The organism is Phenylobacterium sp. P4_E10 (assembly GCF_056401675.1).
In genome coordinates this window covers 198,595-223,305 of record NZ_JBFUIW010000003.1, presented here as the reverse complement: position 1 = coordinate 223,305, position 24,711 = coordinate 198,595, and the positions used below count along the sequence as shown (strand labels likewise).

The following is a 24,711-nucleotide window of genomic DNA, read 5'->3' as shown; positions in this document are numbered from 1 at the left end:
CAAGAGGACACGGGATGAGGGAGCAGGCAAGCCCGCTGCACACGCTCCAGGGGAAGTCCGTCCCATTCCGGAACCACCTTGGTCGGCGACGAAAATATGATCGCCTTTTTCCTTTCGTTCGTCGCACCGACCAAGCCGGGAAACCCCGTGTTTCGTAGCCCTCACCGCTGAAAAGTCAGCAATTGGAAGGACTGCGCCATGGCCGTGATCAACGGAACGGACAGTTGGGAAATTCTCGTCGGCTCGGACGTGGCCGATCAGATCAGCGGCGGCAAGGGCCAGGATACGATCCAGGGCCTGGACGGCAACGACACCATCTACGCCGAGACCTTCGGCGATCGTTTCCACCTCGACAACGAGTTTGACCTCATTGACGCCGGGGCTGGCGACGATGACATCACCGCGGGGACCGGCGACCGGGTCATCGGTGGGCAAGGCGACGATGACGCCATCCTGGCCTACCGCTCCGAGAACCGGCCGGCCCTGTTCTTCGACGGCGGGGCTGGGTTCGATACCCTGACCCTTGACGGCTACCTCGACGGTGTCAGCGGCGTCCAAAGGTTCGTCGTCGCGATGGACGAGTGGGCCGACGTACATACCACCGCAGACATTCGCCTGTATTCGGTCGAGCGCCTGGATCTTGGCCTGATGGGCGGAGGGCACGTCTATGCCGGCGCCGCCAACAACCACATCACCGCCAGCATCCTGCAGGACTTCATCAGCGCGGGTGATGGCAATGACACCGTGGGCCTGCGGGCGGGCGGTGACGACGTCGTGTCGGGCGGAGAGGGCGAAGACACCCTGAGCTTTGAGTCGATCACAAGCCTGGTCGGCGTGCCCGAGGCTTGGGGGCTAATGGTCAAGCTGCACGACACCAGCGCGCAGGCCTATTACCACGAAGCCTATGTAGTCTCGGAATCTCCGGGGCCGGGCATTCCGACGACGTGGGGCTATCGTCCCGCGGGCGCACTGAAGATCGAGTCGTTCGAGCATTTCATCGGCAGCTCGCTGCGCGACACCGTCGAAGGATCGGACTTCGGCAACCGTCTCGACGGGCGCGCCGGCAACGACGAACTGAAGGGGCTGGACGGCACGGACACTCTACTCGGCGGCACGGGCGACGACACCCTCGACGGCGGCGCGGACAACGACCTGCTCTACGGCGAGGACGGCCGTGACAAGCTGTACGGCGGCGAGGGGGCGGACACCTTGTTCGGCGGCGCCGACACGTCTGCCGACCTGCTGTATGGCGACGGGGGCAGTGACAGCCTGGATGGCGGCGCCGGCGCGGACTCGTTGTTCGGCGGCGCGAGCGCGGACACTCTGGATGGCGGCCTGGGAATCGACTTCCTCGACGGCGGGGAGGGCGGCGACCTGCTCAATGGTCAGGGCGCGAACTACAACGACGACACCTTGGCCGGGGGTGAAGGCAACGACACCCTCCAGGGCGGCTACACCGGCGGCGTCCTGATCGGCGGCGCGGGCGCTGACCGCATTGTCGGCACTTCAACGGGGGGCGACCGCTCCTATGCCACCGCCAGTTATATCGACTCCGACGAGGGCATTCAGATGGACCGGCGGCTGGATTCCAGCACCTGGTCCGGCGACGCCAAGAACGACGTCCTGATCAACCTCCACAAGGTCCAGCTCTCGACGCACGACGACGAGTTCCATGGGCGCGGCGAGGGCACCATGAGCTCGCAGACGGCGGATGACGAGATTTTCGGCGCCGCGGGCAACGACACGATCTTCGGGTACGGCGGCGTGGACAGTCTCGTCGGCGACTCCGGAAACGACTCCCTCTCAGGCGGCGAAGGTGCTGACGTCCTGCGCGGGGTCGACGGCGCGGATTACATGGACGGCGGGGCCAATAGAGACATCCTCTATGGCGGCGCTGGCAATGACACCATGGTCGGCGGCCAGGGCGACGACGAGCTCCTGGAGTCCACCGTCTTGGACGGCATGGCCCCCACCGTCGATAACGACGTCTTCGACGGCGGCGACGGCGCCGACCGTATCTTTGTCGCCAACGGCAGCGACACCGTCTATGGCGGGGCCGGGGACGACTACATCGAAGACACCAACTCCTCAAACAAGATCGGCCACCTGCACCTCGAGGGCGGGGCCGGCGACGACCTCTACACCGTGTTCCGCGCCGACTTCACGGTCGTCGAAGAACTGGCCGGGGGCCGCGACAAGATCGAGCTCAACTACGGGGTCAGGTTCAACGGCGCGGCCTATCAGCTCGGCGAGAACATCGAGGACATCAGCGCTCGCTCGATGTTCGAGGCGGTCCAACTGGGCGGGAATTCGCTGGACAATGAGATGTTCGGCTCCCGCTTCAACGACACGCTGAGCGGTGGATACGGCAACGACACCATCAGCGGCCACTTGGGTAATGATTTCATCGACGGCGGCGCCGGTTCGTTCGGCGAGGAGCGCGACGTCGCGAAATTCAGCGGCAAGTTCTCCGACTACAAGTTCGTCACCCTCGAGAACGGCGACCTGCAGGTCACCGACCTGCGGACCAACGGCGACGGCGAGGGCGTCGATATCCTCCGCAACATCGAGCGGCTGAAGTTCACCGACGTCGAGCGCGACCGCGGCGACCTGGCGAACACCGCCCCGACCGCGAGGCCGGACGCTGTGACGGTGGACGAGGATGCGACCACCGGCAATCTCTACGACCTGCTGCTCTCCAACGACACCGACGCCGACGGCGACGCCCTCGGCATCATGTCGGTCGGACTGACCGGCACGAAGGGGTCTGTGGTCTACGACAGCGCGGCCAAGAAGCTGACCTACGCCGCCGACACCGACGTCTTCGACGACCTGAAGCCCGGCGAAACGGCGACCGACACCTTCACCTACACGGTTCGCGACAAGACTGGGGCGACTAGCACCTCGACGGTCACTGTGACGATCACCGGCCAGGAGAACGGCGACGACTGGATCAGCCTGACCAATGGCAATGACACCCGGACGTTCACCGACGCGACCGAGCGGGTTCGTGGCCTCGACGGCAACGACAAGATCCTGGCGGGCGGCGGCGCTGACACCATCGATGGCGGCAGCGGCCATGACACGATCGAAGGCCAGGCCGGCGCCGACCAACTGATCGGCGGGATGGGCGACGACCGTATTGTCGGCGGCCTCGGCGATGTCTCCCTCGCCGGTGGCGAGGGGACGGACACCGGCGTCCTCGACTTCAGCGGCGCGCAGTCTGGGGTCACCTTCTGGCTCTCGCAGAACCTGAAGGGCCCGACCGACGCCGGCGGCGTGCAGGTTTCCGGCTTCGAGCGCGTCGAGTTCACCGGCGGCGCGGGCAGTGACTACGTGCTCGGCGGCGCCCTCAACGACGTGCTCAAGGGCAACGGCGGCGCTGATACGCTTTCGGGCGGTGAGGGCGCCGACACCATCAACGGCGGCGCCGGGACGGACGTACTCGAGGGTGGGGCCGGCAAGGACCGCTTCGTCTTCACCTCGTTGGACGGCGACCGGATCTCCGACTGGCAGGCCGGGGACGTCGTCGACGTGCTCGGGCTCGAAATCTACGGCCTAAAGCTGACCGTGAGCGGCGGCGCGACCCGCGTCGACTTCGACGTGGACGGCGATGGCCAGTTCGACGACGGGCAGATCGTCATCCAGAGCACGGCGGTCAAGATCACCGACTTCGACTGGTGAGCCAAATCTCAATTGAATCGGGAATTTAGTCATGAAACTTAAGATGTTTGCGAGCGCTGCGGTCGGCTTGGCCGCTGCGCTCACCCTCTCGGCGCCCGCCCAAGCGGCGACCCGGGTCCTCGACTTCACCGGCGCTTGCGGCGGAGCGGCCTTCTGCACGATCGGGCAGGGCTTTGGCGACGACGCCACGGTCAACATCTCCTATCGCACCGTGGACGGGACCACCGGCGATACCCTGGATGGACTGAACTTCGCCTCGGCCGGCTACGGCGACCTGGACGGCGCCGTGTTCGGGGCGGACGGTGAGGACGCCTATGCAGAGATCATGTTCGAGGCCGCGAACGGCTTCGAACTGTCGCTGCGGAGCTTCGACTTCGCCGGCCTGGCCGCGCGCACCCGGGCCACCTTCGAGCTGTACTCGCGCGACGGCGACCTGCTCGGCGCGATCGGCTACCGCACGCCGGCCGGCCATGGCACGGCGGCCTTCGACGACAACTACCTGGGCGCGGTGATCATGCGCTGGAAGCCGTCGGCGGATGTGGCGGTGGACAACATCACCTTCGACACTCGGGCGCTGCCGAGCGCGGTGCCGGAGCCGGCGAGCTGGGCCCTGATGATCGCGGGCTTCGGCCTGGTTGGCGGGGCCATGCGCCGCCGCCGTGAAGCGCTGGCCACGGCCTAGGCCGCAGTCAGCCGGCCCGCCGCTCAGCGATCGTCGCCGCCATGCGAATGGCGGCGATGAGGCTGTCGGGGCGGGCCAGGCCGCGGCCGGCGATATCGAAGGCGGTCCCGTGGTCGGGTGAGGTGCGGACGATCGGCAGGCCGAGGGTGAGGTTCACCCCGCCCCAGAAATCCAGCATCTTCACCGGGATCAGGGCCTGGTCGTGGTACATGCAGACTGCCGCGTCGAACTTTTCGCGGGCGGCCGGATGGAACAGGCTGTCGGCCGGCGTCGGGCCTGTCGCATCGACGCCCTGAGCGCGCAGAGCCGCCACGGCCGGGCCGATGACCTCAGCCTCTTCGCGGCCGATGGTTCCATCTTCTCCCGCGTGGGGATTGAAGCCGGCCACCGCCAGGCGCGGGGCGGCGATGCCGAAGTCACGGCGCAGGGACTGGTCAGTGACCAGGGCGGCGTTGACGATCTTATCAATCGAAAGCAGCGCGCCGACCTTGGCCAGCGGTTCGTGGACGGTGACCAGGGTGGTGCGCAGGCCCTCGACCGCCAGCATCATGATCGGCCCGCGGGCGCCCAGATAGTTGGCGGCGGCGGTGAGTTCGCCCAGGAACTCGGTGTGACCGGGAAACTGGAAGCCGGCCTCGTAGAGCGGGGCCTTGGCGATCGGGGCGGTGACCAGGCCGCTGACCGCACCGGACAGGGCCAGGCCCGCCCCAGTCTCGATCCAGCGGATGATGGCCGGCGCGGCCGCCGATGAGGGCTGGCCGGCGATCACCGGACTGCGCAGCGGCACGTCGAGGACGGGCAGCGCCTCCGGGAAGACCTCAACGGCCTGCTTGGGCGCGGTTACGCGGCGGACCAGATGCATGCCCGACCCCGACACCGAGGCCAGGGACTGGAAGTCGCCGACGACGACGAAGGCGGGCCCCTCGTTGCGCAGTCGGCTCCAGGCCTTGAAGATGATCTCAGGACCGATCCCGGCGGGATCGCCGAGCGTCAGGGCAAGAGGTGGCGTCACCGCGTCTCGATCGTGGCCGAAGTCCGGAGGTCGCGCATGTAGCGACGGGCGATCATGCTGAGTTGCTGGCCGAACAGCCGGCTTTCGATCTGCTCGGCGGTCATGCTCTCGGCGCCGCCGGTGCGCTTGGCGCAGACGGCCAGGATGTGCATGCCGGCGTTGGTGCGGATCGGCGCGGAGACCTGGCCGGGTTTGAGGCCCTCGATGGCCGTGCGGAACGACGGCGCCAGGTCCTTGATGTCGGTTTCGCCCAGGTCGCCGGCGACCACGCCGTTGACCTTCCCGGCCTTGGCTTCGATGTCGCCGCAGCCCGTGACCTGGCCGCGCAGGGTGTCCAGCGTGGCCGTGGCGGCGGCGATCTGGCCTTCAGTGGCCGACTGCGGCAGGGCGACGGCGGCTTGTTTGAGGCTGACCACCGAGGCTTCGGCGCCCGAACGCTTGTCGCGCAGGAAGATGATGTAGACGCCGTCGCGGACCGGAATCGGGCGCGACAGCTGGCCCGGACGCATCTGGTCGAGAGCAGCGTCGATCTCAGGCGCCATTTCGCCGGCGGTGATCCACCCGGCGTCGCCGCCGCTGGCCGCCGTCGCGGAGGCCGAGAACTGCCGGGCGACGGACGGGAAGGGCGCGCCCTGCTGCATCTGGTTGATGAGCTGCGTGGCGCCGGTCATGGCGGTTTCCATGCCGCCGACGCGGTTGGCGTCGAGGAAGACTTCGCTGATCTGGTATTGCGGCTTGGCGGCGGCGGCTTCCATGCGCTGCTGCACGGCCTTCACCTGGTCTTCGCCGATGCGCAGGCGCTGGCCGTAGCGGCCGCGGATCCAGCGCTGCCAGCTGAGCTGCGCGCGGACCTGTTCCTTCAGGGTGCCGACGCTGATGCCCTGGGCGGCGAGCGAGGCTTCGAACTGTTCGAGCGACATGTTGTTGTTGCGCGCCATGTCGGTCAGCTCTTCGTTGACCTCCTCCTCGGACGCCACGATCGAGAACTTCTGCTCCTTCTCCTGGCGGCGCAGCTCCTGCATCTGCAAGCGCTCGTCGACCAGGGAAACCAGCGCCTCGCGCTGGAACTGGGCGATGTTCTGCTGGGTCGGCTGGATGCCGGAGGTGGCGATCAGCAGACGCATCCGCTGGCCCAGGTCGTAGGTCGAAATGATGTCGTCGTTGACCACGGCGGCGACGCCTTCGCTCAGGCCTTGCGGCGCGGCGGGGGCGGCTGGAGCAGCGGGCGCGGGCGCGGTCTGCGCGAAGGCGTAGGGCGGCGCGGCCGCTGCGGACAAGGCTGCTGCCAAGGCGACGCCGCGCGCCGCGAGGCCCGTGACTTTACGCGCGCGGATCATGGATGAGGTCTTCCTTAGCGTGGCCGTAGCAGGCGGCGCCCCGGGGCGGCCGCAGTTGTCAGTTGGCATATATCGGTTCGCCCAATGTGGCGAGGGTTAGGCGGACGGAGAAGGACTCGGAAGGTCCCAGGCGGCCCACCACCGTGTCCTCGCGGCGATAGATGAAGTCGAGCCGGGTGCACTCGTCGCGATAGACCACGCCGACATCCCGGATGACCCAGCCGTCCTGCACGAGGTCCCGGTTGCCGTAGAGCGACAGGCCCCAGTTCTTGGTCACATAGACCTCGCCGCCCAGGTCGAGGTTCTCGACCCGGCCGCGGGTGTCGAGGGCGTTGGGATTGGCGCGGTCGCGCAGGTAGCGGACGTACCCGTAGCCCCAGCGGGACGAGACGTTGGCCCCGGTTTCGGCGCGGGCCACCTCGAAGTCGTCGGAGTCCAGGCGCGCGCGTCCGAAGAACGAGAGCCCGGGCAGCGGCTCGGCGGTGACCGACACGATCCAGTCCGAGGCCTCGTCCCGGAGGCCGCTCGCAGGGCCGAAGGCGTCGTTGGGCTCGTCCCGGAAGGAGCGGCCGACCAGCAGCGTGCCGCGGCGTCCATCGTCCCAGAGCAGCGACCCGCGCAGGCCGACATTGGCCCGCAGCCCGTCCTCGTAGAGGTCGTAGCCGGGGAATTTGTTGGGCCGGAACAGATTGGTCTCGTCAAACTCGAACGTCAGCGAGTCCTCGTTGAGGTAGATCGCCTCGCCCAGCACCGTGCCCAGCTCGATCTGGTCGAGTTCCGGAGACAGCGCCAGCTGGACGACAGGTTCAATAATCGCCGTTACGCTCTTGAATTTACGGAATAAAGGGTAGCTGAAGTCAGCGCCGGCGACCCCAAGGGCGCGGGTCTGGGTCTCCGAGCGCGAGCCATTGCTCAGCACCCCGACCAGATTGTCGTCGATCGAGTAGGCGTCGAGCCGGGCCTGGACGTAGGGCGAAATCCGCAGGCCGCCCGCAGTGATGTTGGTCCGCCAATCGACCTCCCCCGTGGCTCGGCGGCTATCGAGGCCGTCCAGCCGTTGCGCCAGATTGTCGGGTGACTGGTCGCGGGTGAGGGCGACCGCGCTGGCCTTCAGGCGCAGGCGCCCGCCCAGGACCTCGGGATCGGCTTCCCAGCGGGTCTCGATCAGCGGGGCGACGACGGGGAAGGTGCGCTCGTTGTCTTCCGGCCGCAGGCCCTGGATCGTGAACGCCGCGGCCGAGAAGTAGGAGCGGCGATCCTGGCGGGTTGTGTAGATCTGGCTGATCAGGCGCCGGTCGTCGGCGACGTAGGGGCCGCGGTTCTCGTAGACACTGCCCACTTCGTACTTGTCGAACAGCAGGTCGTCGGAGGTCCGCTCGGCCGTGAAGCCCCAGCGCCAGTAGTCGTTGATCGCGAACCCGCCGGCCGCGAGGATATAGCTGCGCGAGGTCTCCTCGCCGAACCGGTCGCCGTTTCCGTCGAAGTCCTGGTCGTAGGTGTAGCCGAAGCGCGCGTCGATGGCGCCGGAGTAGAAGCGCTTGCGGAATTGTCCGTTAAGGAACGGGTTAACTTTCGTGTTGATTTGAGGACTTAGCGTCAAATCTGAATGTGGCGAGATGACCAGCAGATAGGGCTGCTCGTAGCTCAGGCCGCGCCGGTCCGAGGCTGAGATGTCGGGCGGCAGGAAGCCCGACTTGCGCGTCGCCTGGGGGTCAGGGTGCCAGAACACCGGCAGGTAGATCAGCGGCACGCCCATGATCCTGACCACCGCGTTGCGGTAGTAGATGATCTGGTTGGCTTTATCCTGCACCACCTTGTCGGCCTTGATCGACCAGGTCGGGGTCTTGGGCGCCGAACCGTCCGGGGTGCAGATGTCGCAAGGGGTGTAGATCGCCCGGTTGAGCTCGTTGATCGTGGCCGAGCGGTGCACCGCCGTCGCCGAGGCGAGCTTGATGTTCTGCGGCATGCGGGCCGAGAAGCCGGTGGCGACACCAGCCTTCATCTGGTCGTCCAGCACGATCTCGTCGGCGAACTCGACGCTCCCGTCGGCATTGATGATCGAGGTATTGCCGGTCGCCCGCATGACGCCCTTGGCCTCGTCATAGACCAGCTGGTCGGCGCGCAGCGTGCGCCCCTGGTAGCGGACCTCGATATCGCCCTTGGCGGTCGTGACCTTGTTCTTGTCATCGCGGATGACGAGGTCGGCTTCCATGTAGAGCTGACCGGGCGCAAGCCCGTCCGGCGACGGCGCGGCGGCGGCCGGACGTGCGGCCTCCTGCGCCTGCGCCGCGCCGCAGAGCACCATGAGCGCCACGCCTGCGAGCAGGCCGCGCTTGGGGTAGGCTGAACGCCTGCCGAGACTCATGAACTCCCCTCGTCGCGGTTCGAGACGGTTTGATAGCCGGTAGCCCCGGCGATTCAACCGTCTTCGGTGTAGCAGAGCAGTGCAAGCCCCGACAGCAGGGCTACGACCGGCGGCGCCCAGGCCGCCGCCACCAGCGGAATGATGTCCGCGTTGGCCAACGCCCCGGAAAACTCGTTGAAGAAGAAGACGACGAAACCGAGGCCCACGCCAGCGCCGGCCAGGCCAGCCAGACCGCCCAGTCGAGCCAGCCGCAGCGAGAAGGCCGCGGCCAGGATCGACATGGCCGCAAACAGCACCGGGGTGGCCAGCAACTGGTGGAACCGCAGCCGGTAGCCGTTGGCCGAGAAGCCGGCCTGTTCGGTCAGCCGGATCGCCGTCGGCAGTCGCCAGAACGCCACCGACTCCGGCGCAGCGAACCGCTCCATCGCCGATTCCGCATCCAAGGTGGAGCGGATCGACAGCGAATCCGAGCGCACGGAACTCTCGCCCGCGCTGGCCTCGCGCACGTCGGTCAGTTTCCAGTAGCCGGGATAGAGCTGGGCCTCGGCGGCCTCCAGCCGGCGCTTGAACTCCGGCCGGCCCTCCTGGTTCTTCTGATAGACGAACAGCGACACGGCCTTCAGCCGCACGCGGCCCTGGGCGGTGTCGCGCTGCTTGGCGTGGATCACCATCTGGGTGCGGTCGTCGCCCTGACGCAGCCAGACCTCCTTGGGAGCGTCCGTCAGGTAGTTCTCCATCAGGCTGGCGCGACTGGATTCGTAGCGGGCGCTGAAGGCGGCGGCGAGCGGGTTGAAGACCAGGACCACGGCCACGCCGATCAGGAAGGCGGCGCCAGCCGAGGGCAGGATGAAGCGCCAGGCCGAAATCCCGGCGGCGCGCATGGCGACCAGCTCGGAGCGACGGTTGAGCCCGACAAAGGCGGCGATGCCGCCGAACAGGAAGACGAACGGCAGCAGCAGCAGCACGATGGCCGGGGTCTGCAAGAGGGTCAGGCCGAACAGCTGGGTCACGCCCACGTCGGCGCGCACCGCCACTTCGCGCGAGAGGTTGACGAAGGAGACCAGGATGATCACCGCGGCGATCACCGAAAGCGCTGCGCCGACCCCGGCCAGGGTGCGGCCCATCACATAGCGTTCGAGCTTTCCGGTCCCGATCATGCCGCAGCCTCGCCGCGGCGGCTGATCCGGTGTGGCTTGAGGCGCATGTCGATGAAGCGGGTGACCTTCTGCCGGAACACCCCGCGCAAGGCGGCATAGGCGCCGACCACCGGCACGGCGTACTGCAGGACGTTGAGCCACGCGGCCTCCTCGGACGCCGCCTGCACGATGAAGCCGAGGATGCGGAAGGCCACCGCCGCGGCGCTGACAATAGCGATGCGCCGGCCATAGCCCATGCGCGAGAAGCCGCCGCCGATGATCCCCGACAGCGCCATGGCCATCAGGGCGATGTTGTACAGCGGGCTGGCGATGCGGTTGTGGCCTTCGGCCAGCAGCTTGAGCCGGTTGCGCTTCTCCCAGTCCTGCGCCAGGTCTGGGAACAGCAGCTCGCGCAGATAGCGGTCCGACGGCTTGAAATGGATCAGCTCGTCACTCCGCATGAATGGCGACAGATCGTAGGGATAGTCGTCGAAGGTCAGGTAGTTGAGCACGCCAGCTTCGCTGAACTCCTGCATGGAGCCGCGATGCATGGCCAGGACCGGCTTGCCGTTGCGCTTTTCCAGTCGGCCCTGATCGGCGGTGTAGGTGGTGGCGGCGCCGCCTTCCTTTTCCTGGTGGATGAACAGGTTGTGGATCAGCCCCGTGGCGTCCACGCTCTGGGCGTATACGGTCAGGCCCGGCGCCGGATTGGTGAACTCGCCCTCGCGGATCAGCGTCGAGGCCAGGTCGGTGCGGACGCTGTACAGCGTCTCGCGCATCTCGCGGGCGGCCAGCGGCTGGATCCAGAGATTCATCACCAGGGCCAGGATGGCGATCATCGAAGCCAGGCGCAGGGCAGGGGCGATCACCCGCCAACGGCTCATGCCGCCGGCGTAGCAAACGACGATCTCCTGCTCGGTGTGCAGGCGGTTCAGGGAGACCAGCGCGGCCACGAACACCGCGATCGGTAGCACCATATTCAGCAACTGCGGCATGGCCAGCAGCGTGACCTTGACGAACACCAGCGCGCTTTGGCGCTGGCTGACGATGATGTCGAGCGCCGAGAGGCTCTGCGAGAGCAACGCGACAGCCGTCAGCGCCGCCGTGGCCAGCACGGTCGGTCCCAGAAGCTGGCGGAGCAGATAGCGGTCGATCAGCGGCATTGAAGAAATGTGGGTTCGGCCAGGGGATTTTGCGCGCCCCGAACGTGAACCTGCTCTAAATCATGCGTCGCCGCGTCACACAACCGCCGCAAGAACGGCCAAGCTTGTTGTATCGGAGGGCGCGGCCCCAATTCTATGTCTGGAGTTCGACACTGATGCAGATCGAGTTCGTCGCGGCGGGCGCCGCGATTGGCGAGAAGAGCGCCCTGGCCCTCGTGGTCTTCGAGGGCGAGGTCCTGGGCGGCGCCGCGGGCGAACTGGACAAGGCCTCGGGCGGCGTCCTGGGCCGTGCGGCGGGCGCTCAGCGCTTCACCGGCGGCAAGGGGCAGGTCCTGGACGTGCTGGGCGTGGCCGGCGATGCGGCCCGGGTGCTGCTGGTCGGCGGCGGCAAGAAGGAAGCCTTCGACGAGTTGGCCGCCGAGCATGTGGCCGCCAGCGCCTATGGTGCGGTGAAGAACTCGGGCCTGACCACCCTGCGGGTGGTGCTGCCGACCGGCGGGTCCGCTCCGCGAGCGGCGCTGGGCGTGCGCCTGGCCTCCTACCGCTTCGACCGTTACCGGACCAAGGAGCCGGCGGAGAAGAAGCCCTCGGTCGTGAAGGCGCAGATCGTCGCCGCGGACGCCGACAAGGCGCTGGTCGACTTCGCGCCGCTGGCCGCGCTGGCCGACGCCGTGGCGTTCTCGCGCGACCTGGTGTCCGAGCCGCCGAACGTGCTCTATCCGGCCGAATTCGCGGCGCGCGTGAAGGCTCTGGAGACCCTCGGCCTGGAGGTCGAGATCCTCGGCGAGGCCGAGATGGCCAAGCTCGGCATGGGTTCGCTGCTGGGCGTCGGGCAGGGCAGCGTCCGCGAGAGCCAGATGGCGGTGATCAAGTGGTACGGCGCGGCCGACAAGACCGCCCAGCCGGTGGCCTTCATCGGCAAGGGCGTCTGCTTCGACACCGGCGGCATCTCGATCAAGCCAGCCGACGGCATGGAAGACATGAAGTGGGACATGGGCGGCGCCGCCGCCGTGGCCGGCCTCATGCACGTGCTTGCCGGCCGCAAGGCCAAGGTCAACGCCATCGGCATCCTCGGCCTGGTTGAGAACATGCCCGACGGCAATGCCCAGCGTCCGGGGGACGTCGTGACTTCGATGTCGGGCCAGACCATCGAGATCATCAACACCGACGCCGAGGGCCGTCTCGTGCTGGCCGACGCGGTCTGGTACTGCCAGGACCGCTTCAAGCCGAAGTTCATGGTCGATCTGGCCACGCTGACCGGCGCGATCATCATCAGCCTCGGCAACGACTACGCCGGCCTGTTCTCCAACAACGACGAACTGTCGGGCAACCTGCTGGCGGCCTCGGGCGTCGAGGGCGAGCCGCTGTGGCGCATGCCGCTGCCGGCCCAGTACGACAAGAACATCGACTCGATGATCGCCGACATGAAGAACACCGGCGGCCGTCCTGGCGGTTCGATCACCGCGGCGCTGTTCATCCAGCGTTTCGTCAACAACGTGCCCTGGGCGCATCTGGATATCGCCTCCACCGCCTGGAAGAAGCCCTCGAGCGTCCCGACCATCCCGGACGGCGCGACCGGCTACGGCGTGCGACTGCTGAACCGCATGGTTCAGGACAAGTACGAAGGCTGACCGGTTTCCCGGTTCAGTGAGATCGGCATGGCCGGGCTGTTGAGCCCGGCCATCGTCAGCACGGCCGCTAGGGCGCCTTGCCCGGCACCATCTTCAGCGTGATGGGTTGGCCGTTCACCGCCTTTGACGTCCAGGTGGCGGTGGCCGCGTCCTGCGGGACCGGAGTGCAATAGACGATCGGCGCCGGGAACGGCTTAAGTTGCTGCAAGCAGACCTCCTCGCCCTTGAGGCGCCAGCGCCCACTGGAATCCTGTCCTCGCCGGCCCTTGGCCGTATAGGCGCCGCCCTGCGCCAGCCAGAGTTGCTGGGTCTGGCCGTTGGGAAAGGTCGTGACCACCGTATTTCCGAACGCCGCCTCGATCGGCGGCACGGCCAGGGCCGCGGTCGCCACGAGGGCGAGCGGACAGGCCAGGATGCCGGGTGCCTTGAATCGCATGTCGTCAAGCTGAGCCCTGATTGCGTCAATCCAACGACGGTCAAGGCATGGGCGTTCCCGCGACTGGGAATTCGCCGATTTGGAACGCCTTCGGAAACTGGATGCGGGAGGGGGAGGGAAGGTTCTGGCGCTGGCTGCGCGCGGCCCTCTAGAAGGGGCTCATGCGATTCATCCTGCTTCATAGTCCGCTGACCGGGCCGGCGGCCTGGGGCCCGGTCGCGGCCGAGTTGGCGGCGCGGGGGATCGAGGCCACCCGGCCGGTCATCCCGCCGATGCTAGCCCTGGCTGCGCCGCTCTATGAGAGTGCGGCGCGCGCCGTGGCCGCCCAGGTGCTGAGCCAGGGCGGACCCTTCGTGCTGGCGGTGCATTCGGCGGCGGGCGGCCTGGCGCCCAGCGTCGTGGCGGCGGCCAAGGGCCAGGTGCGCGGCGTGCTCTATGTCGATGCGGTCCCGCCCTATCCTGGCCGCTGCTGGTTCGAGACCGCGGGCGATGGCCTTGTCGCCAGCCTGAAGGCCAAGGCCGCCGACGGCATGATCCCGGCCTGGGATCAGTGGTTCCCGCCCGGCGCGCTGGAGAGCCTGCTGCCTGAGGGGTCGGTTCGCGAGCGTTTCACCGCCGAGCTCATGCCCACCCCGCTTTCCTGGTTCGAGGAGGTTGCGCCGGAGACGGACTTGCCGAGCGACGTCGGCTGGGGCTTCCTGAGGCTCTCGAAGGCCTATGAACGGGAGGCTGGCGAGGCGCGGCGGCTGGGTTGGCCGACCTTGCGCCGCGACATGCACCACCTGGCCATGGCCACGCACCCGGCGGAGGTGGCCAACGCCATGCTGGCCCTGACCCGGCTCCTGGGACTGAAGGTGGCTGCTTGAGCGACGCGCCCTGCGAGGTCTGGTTCTATCATCTCGAGCGCTCGGGCCTCGATCAGGTGCTGCCTGAGCTGCTGGAGCGCACCTTGACCCGCGGCTGGAAGGCGCTGATCCGCGCTCGCGAAAACGAGCGCATCGAGCATCTCGACGGCTGGCTCTGGGCCTATCGGGAGGAAAGCTTCCTGCCTCACGGCACGGCGGACGAGCCGCAGGCCGCGCGCCAGCCGATCCTGCTGACCCTGGGGTTCGACAACCTCAACCAGGCGGACGTTCTGTTTCTTGTCGATGGAGCTGATCCGGGCGACCTTGCCGGCTACGCCCGCTGCCTGGTGGTGTTCGACGGACGCGACGAGGCTCAGCTGGCGGTTGCGCGCAGCCAGTGGAAGCTCCTGAAGGGCAAAGGGCACCCGGCCTCCTACTGGAAACAGCAGGAGCGGGGATGGGAGAAGCAGGCATGAAGACGAAGCTGATGCTGGGTCTGGCCGTGATGGCCCTTGCTGGATGCGCCGGTGATCCGCCGCCGCCCCCGCCGCCGCCCATCGCACCCGCGCCGCCGCCTCCTCCGCCGCCGGAGCCGGACAAGTGCGGCGCCGCCGCCGCGCAGAAGTTCGTCGGCCGGCCGCGCAGTGAAATCCCGGTGCCCGTGCAGCCAAGCCTGCAGCGCGTCGCCTGCACGACCTGCCCGGTGACGATGGACTTCAACGAGCGACGGCTGAACTTCTTCTACGACGCCGAGACCGGGATCGTGAAAGAGGTGAGGTGCGGCTAGACCGTTACTTGCCGCGCTTTCGCAGCAGCCGGCGTAGGCCGGCGAGCGCCGCGGGCGCGACCACCGCGGCCGCCAGCAGCAGATAGATCAGGCGGGCTTCGTCCGGCATCGGCCCTCGCTAGAAGTCGTCTTCGTTGGGGATGTTGAGCTGTTCCCCGCACGCCTTGCAGTAGACGGCGTCCACGTCATGGCGGCGCAGACCGCATGTAGGGCAGGTGAAGCGGACCTTGTAGGGCCGGAACAGCGCCTGGGCGAGGCGCACGAACAGGGTGATGCCGGTCAGCATGGTGACGATGGCGATCACCCGGCCCCAGGTTCCCGGCAGGGTGATGTCGCCGTAGCCGGTGGTCGTCAGGGTGGTGACGGTGAAGTAGAGCGCGTCGATATAGCCGTCGATGCCTTCGGTGCGCGCGAAGCTCGTATAGACGAACCCGGTCATCACGAAGATGAAGGTGACCAGGGTCGCCAGCGCCCGGATCACGTCCTCCCAGCGGGTCTCGTCGTAGCGTCGACCCACGGTGCTCCAGAAGAACTCGGAATTGATCAGCGTCCACAGCCGCAGGACCCGCAGGAAGGCGAGATTGAACAGCCACAGCGGGAACAGCAGGGTGACCAGGACGAAGATGTCGATCCAGGTCACAGGCCGCTTCAGCCAGTCCCAGACATTGTCGCTGGCGAAGGCCCGCGCCGCGAGGTCGACGGCCAGGATGAAGGCCATGGCGTAGTCGACGACCAGGAAGATCGGCGTGTCGCGCAGCAGCGGCGAGGCGATGAAGAAGGCGATCATCACCAGATCGATGGCGATCACCCACAGCCGGAAGCGCACCGAGCGCCGGGAGGACCCGAAATAGAGCTCGTGCAGCCGGGCGCGGATGCGCGGCGCCAGGCGGCGTTGGCCAGGTTGGGGCAGGGGCGCTTCGGCGGTCGGCATGTCGGGAGGATAGAGATGCGCGCCCATCCTCGGGAAGGGGGCATGGACGAGAAGCTCGCGCCGGTGCACTAGGGCCCCAGCGTTTCGACCTGGAGGACTGATGAGCCGCTTCTGGAGCGACCTGGTGCGCGAGCTGAAGCCCTATGTGCCGGGCGAGCAGCCTAAGATCCCCGATCTGGTCAAGCTCAACACCAATGAGAGCCCGTTCGGCCCGTCGCCCATGGCGATGGCGGCGATCGCGGCGGAGGCCGCCGACACCCTGCGGCTCTATCCCGACCCCGAGGCCGGCGCGATGCGGCAGACCCTGGCCGCCTATCACGGCGTGGGGCCCGACCAGGTGTTTGTCGGCAACGGGTCGGACGAGGTGCTGGCCCACGCGTTCGCCGCGCTGCTGAAGCATGACGATCCGCTGCTGTTCCCGGACATCACCTACAGCTTCTACCCCGTCTACTGCCGGCTGTTCGGGATCGCGTTCCAGACCGTGCCGCTGGACGCGCAGATGGGCGTCGCGATCACCGACTACCGGCTCCCGGCAGGGGCCATCATCCTGGCCAATCCGAACGCCCCGACCGGGGTGGCGCTGTCACGCGCGCAGATCGCCCAACTGCTGGCCGAGCACCCCGACCAGCCAGTGGTGATCGACGAAGCCTATGTGGACTTCGGCGGCGAGAGCGCCATCCCGCTGGTGGCCAGTCATCCGAACCTGCTCGTGGTCCGCACCATGTCCAAGTCGCGGGCGCTGGCCGGCCTGCGGGTCGGCTATGCGATCGGCGATGCGGCGCTGATCGAGGCGCTGGTTCGGGTGAAGGACAGCTTCAACTCCTATCCGCTCGGCCGGCCGGCCCAGGCCGGGGCCATCGCCTCGGTCGAGGACGAGGTGTTCTTCCAGCAGAGCCTGGCGGCGGTGATCGCGGGCCGGGAACGCATGACCGCCGGCCTGGTGCAGCTCGGCTTCGAAGTCCTGCCGTCGGCCGCCAACTTCGTGTTCGCCCGGCGGCCGGGCCGTGACGGCGCACAGCTTGCGGCCGCGCTGCGCGAACGGGCGGTGCTGGTGCGCCATTTCGGGGCCGAGCGCATCGCCGGCTACCTGCGCATCACCGTCGGGACCGACGCCCAGATCGACCGGCTGCTCGAAGCGCTGGCCGAGATCTTGGCGGCCTAGGCCTCGCCCCTGACCGCTTCGTAGGCCTCGTTGGCCTCAAGCCATTCCAGCTCGGCGGCCTCGAGGGCGGCGTGGGCGGCCTGGCGCTGGTGGCCGAGCTCGGCGGCCTTGGCCGGGTTCTGGGCGAACACCTTGGGATCGGTCAGGGCCGCGTCAATGCGGGCCAGGGCCTGACTGGCGCGGGCCAGGGCGGCCTCTGCGGCCTCCGCGCGGCGACGCGCCGTGCCGGTCGGCATCTTGGACTTCGAGACGGGCAGCGGCTTGGGGGCTTCGACCGGCTCGGGCTCGCGGACCTGGGTCGGGGCCTTGCCGGCCTGCTTGGCCCGGTCGATCACGAACTTCGCGTAGTCGTCCATGTCGCCCTCGAAGGGCGCGATCGTGCCGTCGGTGGCCAGCCACAGGCGGTCGGCCACAAGCTCCATCAGCGACCGGTCGTGGGTGATCAGGATCACCGCGCCCTCATAGTCGTTCAGCGCGTCCAGCAGCGCCCGGCGGCTGTCGATGTCGAGGTGGTTGGTCGGTTCGTCGAGGATCAGCAGGTGCGGCTTCTCGGCGGCCACCAGGTTCAGCAGCAGCCGCGCGCGCTCGCCGCCGGAGAGGTTGGCGACCGTCGTCTCGACCTTTGCGTGGCCCAGCCCGTACTGCGCCAGACGGGATCGGCGGCCGGCCTCGGAGGCTTCCGGCATCGCGCGGCGAATGATGTCGAGGGGCGTGTCGGCGGGGTCTAGCGCCTCGATTTGGTGCTGATGGAACCAGCCGACCTTCAGCCGCGCCGAGCGCTTGAGCTCACCGGTCTGGGCTTCCAGGGCGCCGGCCACCAGCTTGGCGAAGGTCGACTTGCCCGCGCCGTTGACGCCCAGCAGACCGATGCGGTCGTCGAGGTCGAGGCGCAGGTTCATGCCTTTGAGGATCGGCGGGGCGTCGCCATAGCCGGTCGAGACGCCTTCGAGTCGAACCAGCGGCGGGGCCAGCGGGCGCTCGGGCGAGGGCAGGATGAATGGCGAGGTGTGCTCGATGGCCACCGCGGAGACCGGCGGCAGCTTGGCTAGCATCTTCAGGCGCGACTGGGCCTGCGTGGCCTTGGAGGCCTTGGCGCGGAAGCGGTCGACGAAGGACTGCAGGTGCGCGCGCTGCGCGTCGACCTTGGCCTTGGTGGCTTCCTGCAGACGGGCCTTCTCTTCACGCTGGCGCTCGAAGCTGTCGTAGCCGCCCACATAGATTGTCAGCTTGCCGTCGATCAGATGCAGGATGTGGTCGCAGCTGTTGTTCAAGATCTCGCGGTCGTGGCTGATGATCACCGCGGTGTGGGGGTACTTCTTCAGCCGGCTTTCCAGCCAGAGCGCGCCTTCCAGGTCGAGATAGTTGGTCGGTTCGTCGAGCAGCAGCAGATCGGGTTCGGCGAACAGCGCCGCCGCCAAGGCCACACGCATCCGCCAGCCGCCGGAGAACTCGGCCATCGGGCGCAGCAGATCGGCGTTCGAGAAGCCGAGGCCCGAGAGGATTTCGGCCGCACGACTGGGGGCGCGGTCGGCGCCGATCTCCGACAGGCGGCCATAGATGTCGCCCATCCGCTCCGGATCGGCGGTTTCCAGCTCGTCGAGCAGCGCCGCGCGCTCTTCGTCGGCGGCGAGAACGGTGTCGATCAGCGGCACCGGCGTGGCCGGATGCTCCTGATCGACGGAGGCGATCCGCGCTTGCTTGGGATAGCCGATCTCGCCGTCGCCGGCATGCAGCTGGTCGAGGATGAGTTTGAAGAGGGTCGACTTGCCGACGCCGTTGCGGCCGACGAGGCCCACCTTTGCGCCCACGGGAACGCTAACGCTCGCATGGTCGAAGAAGCGGCGGCCCCAGGAGTCGAAGGTCAGGTCATTGATCTGCAGCATGGCGAGCGCGGGGCCTTAGCAGAGGCGCGCCCGCCAGAGAAGGGCGCCTAAGCGCTCAACGCCGCGAGCTGACCGGCTTCCAACAGATTAGGGGGCGGCCGGGACATGGCGCTCTGAAGCGGCGGCGGCGCGTGCGGAGCGGGCGGTCTACGAGCCGGCCGGGGTGGCCCACAGCAGGGCAAGGAGGAGGAGAAGGATTCGCATGGGATGCGGCTCTAGGGCGGCTACGCGCCCGCGCCTACGCGGTTGCGGGGAACCAGCGCGCCGGCGCGACGAATCGGCTGTCTGGGCCGTGCTTGGCGTTGTCACAGAGGGCGGCTATAAGCCCGCCACCCGCGCGGGCCGCCCGCGCCTCCCCAAGAAAAAGACAGACCATGACCGAACGCACCTTCTCGATCATCAAGCCGGACGCGACCAAGCGGAACCTGACCGGCAAGATCAATGCGGTGATCGAAGACGCCGGCCTGCGCATCGTTGCGCAACGCCGCATCCAGATGACCGAGGCCCAGGCCAAGAAGTTCTACGAGGTTCATGCCGAGCGTCCGTTCTACGGCGAGCTGGTCGAAACCATGACCTCGGCCCCGGTGGTCGTGCAGGTTCTGGAAGGCGAAGGCGCCGTGGCCAAGTACCGCGAAGTCATGGGCGCCACGAACCCGGAACAGGCCGCCGAAGGCACCATCCGCAAGCTGTTCGCCCTGAACGTCGGCGAAAACTCGGTCCACGGCTCCGACAGCCAGGACAACGCGAAGATCGAAATCGCCCAGTTCTTCACCGACGATCAAATCGTCGGCTAAGCATTGGAACGGTAAAGCTCGCTGGGCGTTGATGGAGTGCGGCTACGAGCCCCACTCGGTCCACCAGCGGACCAGCCGCATCATGGCCCCGTCCAGGTCCTAGCCTGGGCGGGGCTTTCTTATGCCTGGGTTCAGCGCGGCCGGGTGATCTGGCTCGCCCGCAGATGGGGCGAGTGGATTCGATCATAGCGATCGGCGGATTTCAGGTGCAGCGCTGCATCCAACAGGTTCGCGCCGCGCAGTCCGCGGGGCGGGGGTTCCGGGCTCAGGGCTCGCCAAAGGCTGACGGCCTCCCGGTGCAAGCGTTCATTGCGGTCCATACGGTCCATGCCCGTTCGAACAACCAAAGCGCACTCAAGTTCCACCATAGTATGGTTAATGATTCGCAAATTTGCCGAAGCTTGCATTTGAATCTGTTCAAGGTTTCGCTTCAGCGAAGACTGGAGCTTGACTGTAAGATGGTCAGCCGAAAGCCCAGCGGGGCTTCCGCGGCGGCAAGGCTTCCGCCCGCGCCGGCTTTTCGCTAGCTGAGGATTTGCGCGGAGCGACCGCGCCGGAGAACACCGTGGCCGAGACCTTTCCTGAGATCCGAGACGCGGTCCGCAAGCTGTGCGCCCAGTTCCCAGGGGAGTACTGGCGTGAACGCGATCGCGAGCGGATGTATCCCACGGAGTTCGTGCAGGCGCTGACGCAGGCCGGCTTCCTGTCGGTGCTCATCCCCGAAGAATATGGGGGTTCAGGCCTTGGGCTGGCCGCAGCGACGGCGGTTCTGGAAGAGATCCATAGGTCGGGCTGCAACGGCGGGGCCTGCCACGCCCAGATGTACACCATGGGCACCATCCTCAAACACGGGAGCGAGGCCCAGAAGCAGGCCTACCTGCCGAAGATCGCCAGCGGCGAACTGCGCCTGCAGGCGTTCGGGGTGACCGAGCCGACGGCCGGGACGGACACCACCCGCATCTCCACCTTCGCGCGCCGAGAGGGCGACCACTATGTTGTCAGCGGCCAGAAGCTGTGGATCAGCCGGGCCGAACACTCCGACCTGATGGTGCTGCTGTGTCGGACCACGGCGCGCGAGGACGCGGCCAAGCCGTCAGACGGGATGAGCGTGCTGATCGTCGACCTGCGTGAAGCGGTCGGGAACGGCCTGACCATCCGGCCGGTGCGCACCATGCTAAACCACGCGACCACCGAGCTGTTTTTCGATGGACTGAAGGTGCCGGTGGCAAACCTGGTCGGCGAGGAGGGCAAGGGCTTCCGCTACATCCTCGACGGCATGAACGCCGAACGGATCCTCATCGCGTCGGAATGCATCGGCGACGGCAAGTTCTTCGTGGATCGCGCCAGCGCCTACGCCAAGGAGCGCGAGGTGTTCGGCCGGCCGATCGGCCAGAACCAGGGCGTGCAGTTCCCGATCGCCCGGGCCCACGTGCAGGTGACCGCCGCTTCGCTGATGGTCGACAAGGCCGCGGCGATGTTCGACTCCGGCGAGCCGTGTGGGACGGAGGCCAACATGGCCAAGATGCTGGCGTCCGAGGCCTCCTGGTTCGCCGCGGATACAGCGATCCAGACCCACGGCGGCTTCGGATTCGCCGAGGACTACGACATCGAGCGGAAATTCCGCGAAACGCGGCTCTACCAGGTCGCTCCGATCTCCACGAACCTGATCCTCAGCCATGTGGGAACGCATGTGCTCGGCATGCCGAAGAGCTTCTAGATGTACGATCTTCTCAAGGGCCTGAGGGTCGTCGAGGGTTCGGCCTTTGTCGCCGGGCCGACCTGCGGGCTCTATTTGGCGCAGCTGGGCGCCGAGGTGATCCGCTTCGACAATATCGGCGGGGGCCCGGATTTCCGGCGTTGGCCGCTCACGCCGGGCGGAGACAGCCTCTATTGGGAGGGGCTGAACAAATCCAAGAAGTCGATCGCCATCGATCTGTCGCGGCCGGAGGGGCGCGAGCTCGCCGCGCGGCTGGCGGCGGCGCCGGGCGAGGAAGGCGGGGTCTTCGTGACCAACTTCCCGGTCGAGGGCTTTCTCTCCTACGAGAAGCTGAGCGCGTTGCGGCCGGACCTGATCTGCGCCCGGGTGATGGGCTGGGCCGATGGCGGCCCGGCGGTCGACTACACGGTCAACAGTGCCGTGGGGGTGCCGATGCTGAACGGCTTTCCGGAAGAGCTGCGCCCGGTCAACAACGTGCTGCCGGCCTGGGACCTGCTGACCGGGGCCTATGCCGCCTTCGCCCTGGTCTCAGCGCTGCATGCGCGCCAGCGGGACGGGAAGGGGCGGGAGATCCGCATTCCTCTGTCGGACATCGCCGGCTCGACCATGGCCAATCTGGGCTATCTGGCCGAGAGCCTGGCGGGGCCGGACCGGCCACGGATGGGCAACGACCTGTTCGGCGCCTTCGGCCGCGACTTCATGTTGAAGGGCGGTCAGCGGATCATGCTGGTGGCGATCACCCCGCGGCAGTGGAAGGGGCTGATCGAGGTTCTGGAGATCGCCGCCGAGGTGTCGGCGCTGGAAACCGAGTTGGGGGTCGGCTTTGCGGCCGACGAAGGGCTGCGGTTTGATCATCGCGGCCGGCTGTTCCCGATCTTCGAGGCGGCGTTCGCCCGCAAGACGCTGGAGGAGCTCCAGCCGGCCTTCGACAGGGAAGGGGTCTGCTGGGGGCCCTACCAGGGGATGGGCGCGGCGGCGGAAGACCCTCGGCTGATCAAGGGCAATCCGGTCTTCAGCGACGTGCGCCATCCGAGCGGGCGGACCTATCCGGCCGCCGGGTTCGCAGGCAGCATCCCGCAGGAGGCTCGTGCGCCGGCGCGTCCGGCTTCGCGGCTGGGCCAGCATACCGACGAGGTGCTGGCGCAGGTGCTGGGGCTGAGCGGCGGCGAGATCGCCAGGCTGCACGATGCGGGCGTGGTGGCCGGGCCGGACGGGAAGTGAGGGGGACGATGGGCGATACGATCGAGATCAACGAACCGTCGGAGGGCGTTCGGGTCGTCACCCTGAACCGCCCGGACGCCGCCAATGCGCTCAATACTGTCATGGGCGAAGAGCTGCTGGCGCTGTGGAAGGCCATGGCCAAGGACGCGTCGGTGCGGGTGGCGGTGCTGACCGGCGCCGGGCGGTTCTTCTGCGCCGGCGCGGACCTGAAGGAGCGCGACGGCATGTCCGACCAAGCGTGGTCGGACCAGCACGTGATGTTCGAGGCGATGATCCGTGCGCAGTTGGCCTGTCCGTTCCCGATCATCGCGGCGGTGAACGGCGCAGCGATGGGCGGCGGCTGCGAGATGGCGCTGGCCTGCGACTTCGCCTGGGCCTCGCAGTCGGCGCGGCTTGGCCTGCCGGAGGTGGGGCTGGGGATCATTCCAGGCCTTGGAGGCACGCAGTACATCGTCCGCGCGGCGGGCGAGCGGCGGGCGGCGGAACTGTTGATGTCGGGTTTGCCGATCGACGCCGCGCGGGCGCTGGAATTTGGACTGGTCAATCACGTGACGCCGCCGGACGAGCTGATGGCTCAGGTCCTGGAGCGGGCGCGGGTGATCGCTGGCAAGGCGCCGCTATCGGTAAGGGCGCTGAAGAAGGTGGTCCGCGGTGGGGCGGCCCTGCCACTCGACAAGGCCATGGCCCTCGAGCTGGTCGAGTACAACCGGCTGTTCAAGACCAAGGACCGCCGCGAGGGCGTCGCGGCGTTCAACCAGAAGCGGACAGCCGTGTTTAAGGGCGAGTGAGTTCCTCCCCCAGAGGGGGGAGCAACTACGGGTGAGCCTATTCGGCCTTGGCCAGTTCGCCGCAGACGAAGGCTTCTTCGCCGGCGTGGAGCAGTCCGTCGAGGACGTCGGGCAGGTCGTGCGGATCGACGATCAGCACCAGGCCGACGCCGCAGTTGAAGGTGCGGCGCATCTCGTGATCGGCGACGCCGCCGACTTCAGCCAGCCATTGGAAGACCGGGGGCAAGGCCCAGGCGTCCCAGTCGAACTTGGCGACCAGGCCCTCGGCGATGGCGCGGGGCGGGTTCTCGATGAGGCCGCCGCCGGTGATATGGGCGCAGCCCTTGATGCGGCCCTTCTTGATCTGCGGCAGCACGCTCTTGATGTAGATCCTGGTGGGCGCCATCAGCGCCTGGGCCAGGGTCTTGCCTTCCTCGAACGGGGCCGGAGCGTCCCAGGCGAGGCCCGAGCGCTCGACGATACGGCGCACTAGCGAATAGCCGTTGGAATGCGGGCCCGAGGATCCGAGCGCGATCAGCACGTCGCCGGGCTGCTGAGCCTCGAGGCGGGGCAGCACGCCGCCGCGGTCGACCGCCCCGACGCAGAAGCCGGCCAGATCGTAGTCGCCTTCGGAGTACATGCCTGGCATCTCGGCGGTCTCGCCGCCGACCAGGGCCGCGCCGGCCTGGCTGCAACCCTCGGCGATGCCGGCGATCACGCGGGCGGCGGCCTCGACGTCCAGCTTGCCGGTGGCGAAGTAGTCCAGGAACATCAGCGGCTCGGCGCCCTGGGCCAGCAGGTCGTTGACGCACATGGCCACCAGATCGATGCCGACCGTGTCGTGCTGGTCGGTGTCGATGGCGATCTTGAGCTTGGTGCCTACGCCGTCGGTCGTGGTGACCAGCAGCGGATCCTCGTAGCCGGCGGCTTTCAGGTCGAACAGCGCGCCGAAGCCGCCGAGGGACGCATCGGCCCCCGCGCGACGGGTTGCCTTGGCCAAAGGCTTGATACGCTCTATCAGGGCGTTTCCGGCATCGATATCGACGCCGGCCTGGGCGTAGGTGAGGCCGTTGGGCCGGTCGGTCATGTGACGCCTTTAGGTACCAGGACGATTAAGAAATTGGCCGCTGCGCGCATGTGGCGCTTGCAGACTCGGCC

Annotated in this window: 20 protein-coding genes; 11 read left to right on the top strand and 9 right to left on the bottom strand. The window is 67.7% G+C overall.

Going from position 1 to position 24,711, the window contains the following annotated elements; genetic code table 11:
* Positions 1–198 precede the first annotated feature (198 nt).
* Entirely contained in the window at positions 199–3,684 is a 3,486-nt protein-coding gene (locus AC1DQJ_RS04950; protein ID WP_477600844.1) for a calcium-binding protein, read from the top strand.
* Between the two features lie 31 nt (positions 3,685–3,715).
* Positions 3,716–4,366 carry a PEPxxWA-CTERM sorting domain-containing protein gene (locus AC1DQJ_RS04945; protein WP_477600842.1) on the top strand — a complete coding sequence of 217 codons (651 nt, stop codon included), beginning with the start codon at positions 3,716–3,718 and terminating at the stop codon, positions 4,364–4,366.
* Positions 4,367–4,373: 7 nt separating this feature from the next.
* On the opposite strand, the gene pdxA is transcribed toward AC1DQJ_RS04945, so the two are convergent.
* The 5 genes from pdxA to lptF are packed head-to-tail and all read right to left on the bottom strand — an operon-like array spanning position 4,374 to position 11,379.
* Complete coding sequence (gene pdxA, locus AC1DQJ_RS04940; RefSeq protein WP_477600840.1) at positions 4,374–5,378, bottom strand: 4-hydroxythreonine-4-phosphate dehydrogenase PdxA; 1,005 nt, start codon at positions 5,376–5,378, stop codon at positions 4,374–4,376.
* Complete coding sequence (locus AC1DQJ_RS04935; protein WP_477600838.1) at positions 5,375–6,715, bottom strand: peptidylprolyl isomerase; 1,341 nt, start codon at positions 6,713–6,715, stop codon at positions 5,375–5,377. The genes pdxA and AC1DQJ_RS04935 overlap by 4 nt, the downstream gene beginning before the upstream one ends.
* A gap of 58 nt (positions 6,716–6,773) precedes the next feature.
* A complete protein-coding gene (locus AC1DQJ_RS04930; protein WP_477600836.1) occupies positions 6,774–9,080 on the bottom strand; it encodes an LPS-assembly protein LptD in 2,307 nt (768 codons plus the stop codon).
* A gap of 53 nt (positions 9,081–9,133) precedes the next feature.
* Positions 9,134–10,237, bottom strand: a complete 1,104-nt coding sequence (locus AC1DQJ_RS04925) for an LptF/LptG family permease (protein WP_477600835.1) — start codon at positions 10,235–10,237, stop codon at positions 9,134–9,136.
* Positions 10,234–11,379 carry an LPS export ABC transporter permease LptF gene (gene lptF / locus AC1DQJ_RS04920; protein WP_477600833.1) on the bottom strand — a complete coding sequence of 382 codons (1,146 nt, stop codon included), beginning with the start codon at positions 11,377–11,379 and terminating at the stop codon, positions 10,234–10,236. The genes AC1DQJ_RS04925 and lptF overlap by 4 nt, the downstream gene beginning before the upstream one ends.
* A gap of 155 nt (positions 11,380–11,534) precedes the next feature.
* Here lptF and AC1DQJ_RS04915 point away from each other — a divergent pair, with 155 nt between their 5' ends.
* Positions 11,535–13,010, top strand: a complete 1,476-nt coding sequence (locus AC1DQJ_RS04915) for a leucyl aminopeptidase (protein ID WP_477600831.1) — start codon at positions 11,535–11,537, stop codon at positions 13,008–13,010.
* Positions 13,011–13,077: 67 nt separating this feature from the next.
* Here the strand turns inward: AC1DQJ_RS04915 and AC1DQJ_RS04910 are convergent, their stop codons facing one another.
* Positions 13,078–13,446, bottom strand: coding sequence for a hypothetical protein (locus tag AC1DQJ_RS04910; RefSeq protein ID WP_477600829.1), 369 nt, complete (start codon positions 13,444–13,446; stop codon positions 13,078–13,080).
* Between the two features lie 161 nt (positions 13,447–13,607).
* On the opposite strand from AC1DQJ_RS04910, the gene AC1DQJ_RS04905 reads away from it, so the two are divergent.
* Genes AC1DQJ_RS04905 through AC1DQJ_RS04895 form a run of 3 tightly spaced genes read left to right on the top strand, consistent with a single transcriptional unit; the run spans position 13,608 to position 15,078 of the window.
* Complete coding sequence (locus AC1DQJ_RS04905) at positions 13,608–14,312, top strand: hypothetical protein (RefSeq protein ID WP_477600827.1); 705 nt, start codon at positions 13,608–13,610, stop codon at positions 14,310–14,312.
* Positions 14,309–14,767 (top strand): DNA polymerase III subunit chi, encoded by a 459-nt coding sequence (locus tag AC1DQJ_RS04900; RefSeq protein WP_477600825.1) that lies wholly within the window; start codon positions 14,309–14,311, stop codon positions 14,765–14,767. The genes AC1DQJ_RS04905 and AC1DQJ_RS04900 overlap by 4 nt, the downstream gene beginning before the upstream one ends.
* Positions 14,764–15,078 (top strand): peptidase inhibitor I78, encoded by a 315-nt coding sequence (locus AC1DQJ_RS04895; protein ID WP_477600823.1) that lies wholly within the window; start codon positions 14,764–14,766, stop codon positions 15,076–15,078. Before AC1DQJ_RS04900 ends, AC1DQJ_RS04895 begins: the two co-directional genes overlap by 4 nt.
* 118 nt (positions 15,079–15,196) lie before the next feature.
* Here AC1DQJ_RS04895 and AC1DQJ_RS04890 read toward each other — a convergent pair whose 3' ends face one another.
* Complete coding sequence (locus tag AC1DQJ_RS04890) at positions 15,197–16,009, bottom strand: ion channel (RefSeq protein ID WP_477600821.1); 813 nt, start codon at positions 16,007–16,009, stop codon at positions 15,197–15,199.
* 100 nt (positions 16,010–16,109) lie between these two features.
* Here AC1DQJ_RS04890 and hisC point away from each other — a divergent pair, with 100 nt between their 5' ends.
* Positions 16,110–17,171 (top strand): histidinol-phosphate transaminase, encoded by a 1,062-nt coding sequence (gene hisC / locus AC1DQJ_RS04885; RefSeq protein WP_477600819.1) that lies wholly within the window; start codon positions 16,110–16,112, stop codon positions 17,169–17,171.
* Here the strand turns inward: hisC and AC1DQJ_RS04880 are convergent.
* Positions 17,168–19,054 (bottom strand): ABC-F family ATP-binding cassette domain-containing protein, encoded by a 1,887-nt coding sequence (locus tag AC1DQJ_RS04880; protein WP_477600817.1) that lies wholly within the window; start codon positions 19,052–19,054, stop codon positions 17,168–17,170. The two genes, hisC and AC1DQJ_RS04880, sit on opposite strands and share 4 nt — an antisense overlap.
* Positions 19,055–19,428: 374 nt before the next feature.
* Between AC1DQJ_RS04880 and ndk the strand changes: the two genes are divergently transcribed.
* The 4 genes from ndk to AC1DQJ_RS04860 all read left to right on the top strand — a co-directional run bounded on the left by ndk (position 19,429) and on the right by AC1DQJ_RS04860 (position 23,574).
* Entirely contained in the window at positions 19,429–19,848 is a 420-nt protein-coding gene (gene ndk / locus AC1DQJ_RS04875; protein WP_477600816.1) for a nucleoside-diphosphate kinase, read from the top strand.
* 565 nt (positions 19,849–20,413) lie between these two features.
* Positions 20,414–21,565 carry an acyl-CoA dehydrogenase family protein gene (locus AC1DQJ_RS04870; RefSeq protein ID WP_477600814.1) on the top strand — a complete coding sequence of 384 codons (1,152 nt, stop codon included), beginning with the start codon at positions 20,414–20,416 and terminating at the stop codon, positions 21,563–21,565.
* Positions 21,566–22,786: a CoA transferase gene (locus tag AC1DQJ_RS04865; protein WP_477600812.1), complete on the top strand. Its 1,221-nt coding sequence runs from the start codon at positions 21,566–21,568 to the stop codon at positions 22,784–22,786.
* 8 nt (positions 22,787–22,794) lie between these two features.
* Complete coding sequence (locus AC1DQJ_RS04860; protein ID WP_477600810.1) at positions 22,795–23,574, top strand: enoyl-CoA hydratase/isomerase family protein; 780 nt, start codon at positions 22,795–22,797, stop codon at positions 23,572–23,574.
* 37 nt (positions 23,575–23,611) lie between these two features.
* Here the strand turns inward: AC1DQJ_RS04860 and purM are convergent, their stop codons facing one another.
* Positions 23,612–24,640 (bottom strand): phosphoribosylformylglycinamidine cyclo-ligase, encoded by a 1,029-nt coding sequence (gene purM, locus AC1DQJ_RS04855; RefSeq protein ID WP_477600808.1) that lies wholly within the window; start codon positions 24,638–24,640, stop codon positions 23,612–23,614.
* Positions 24,641–24,711 lie beyond the last annotated feature (71 nt).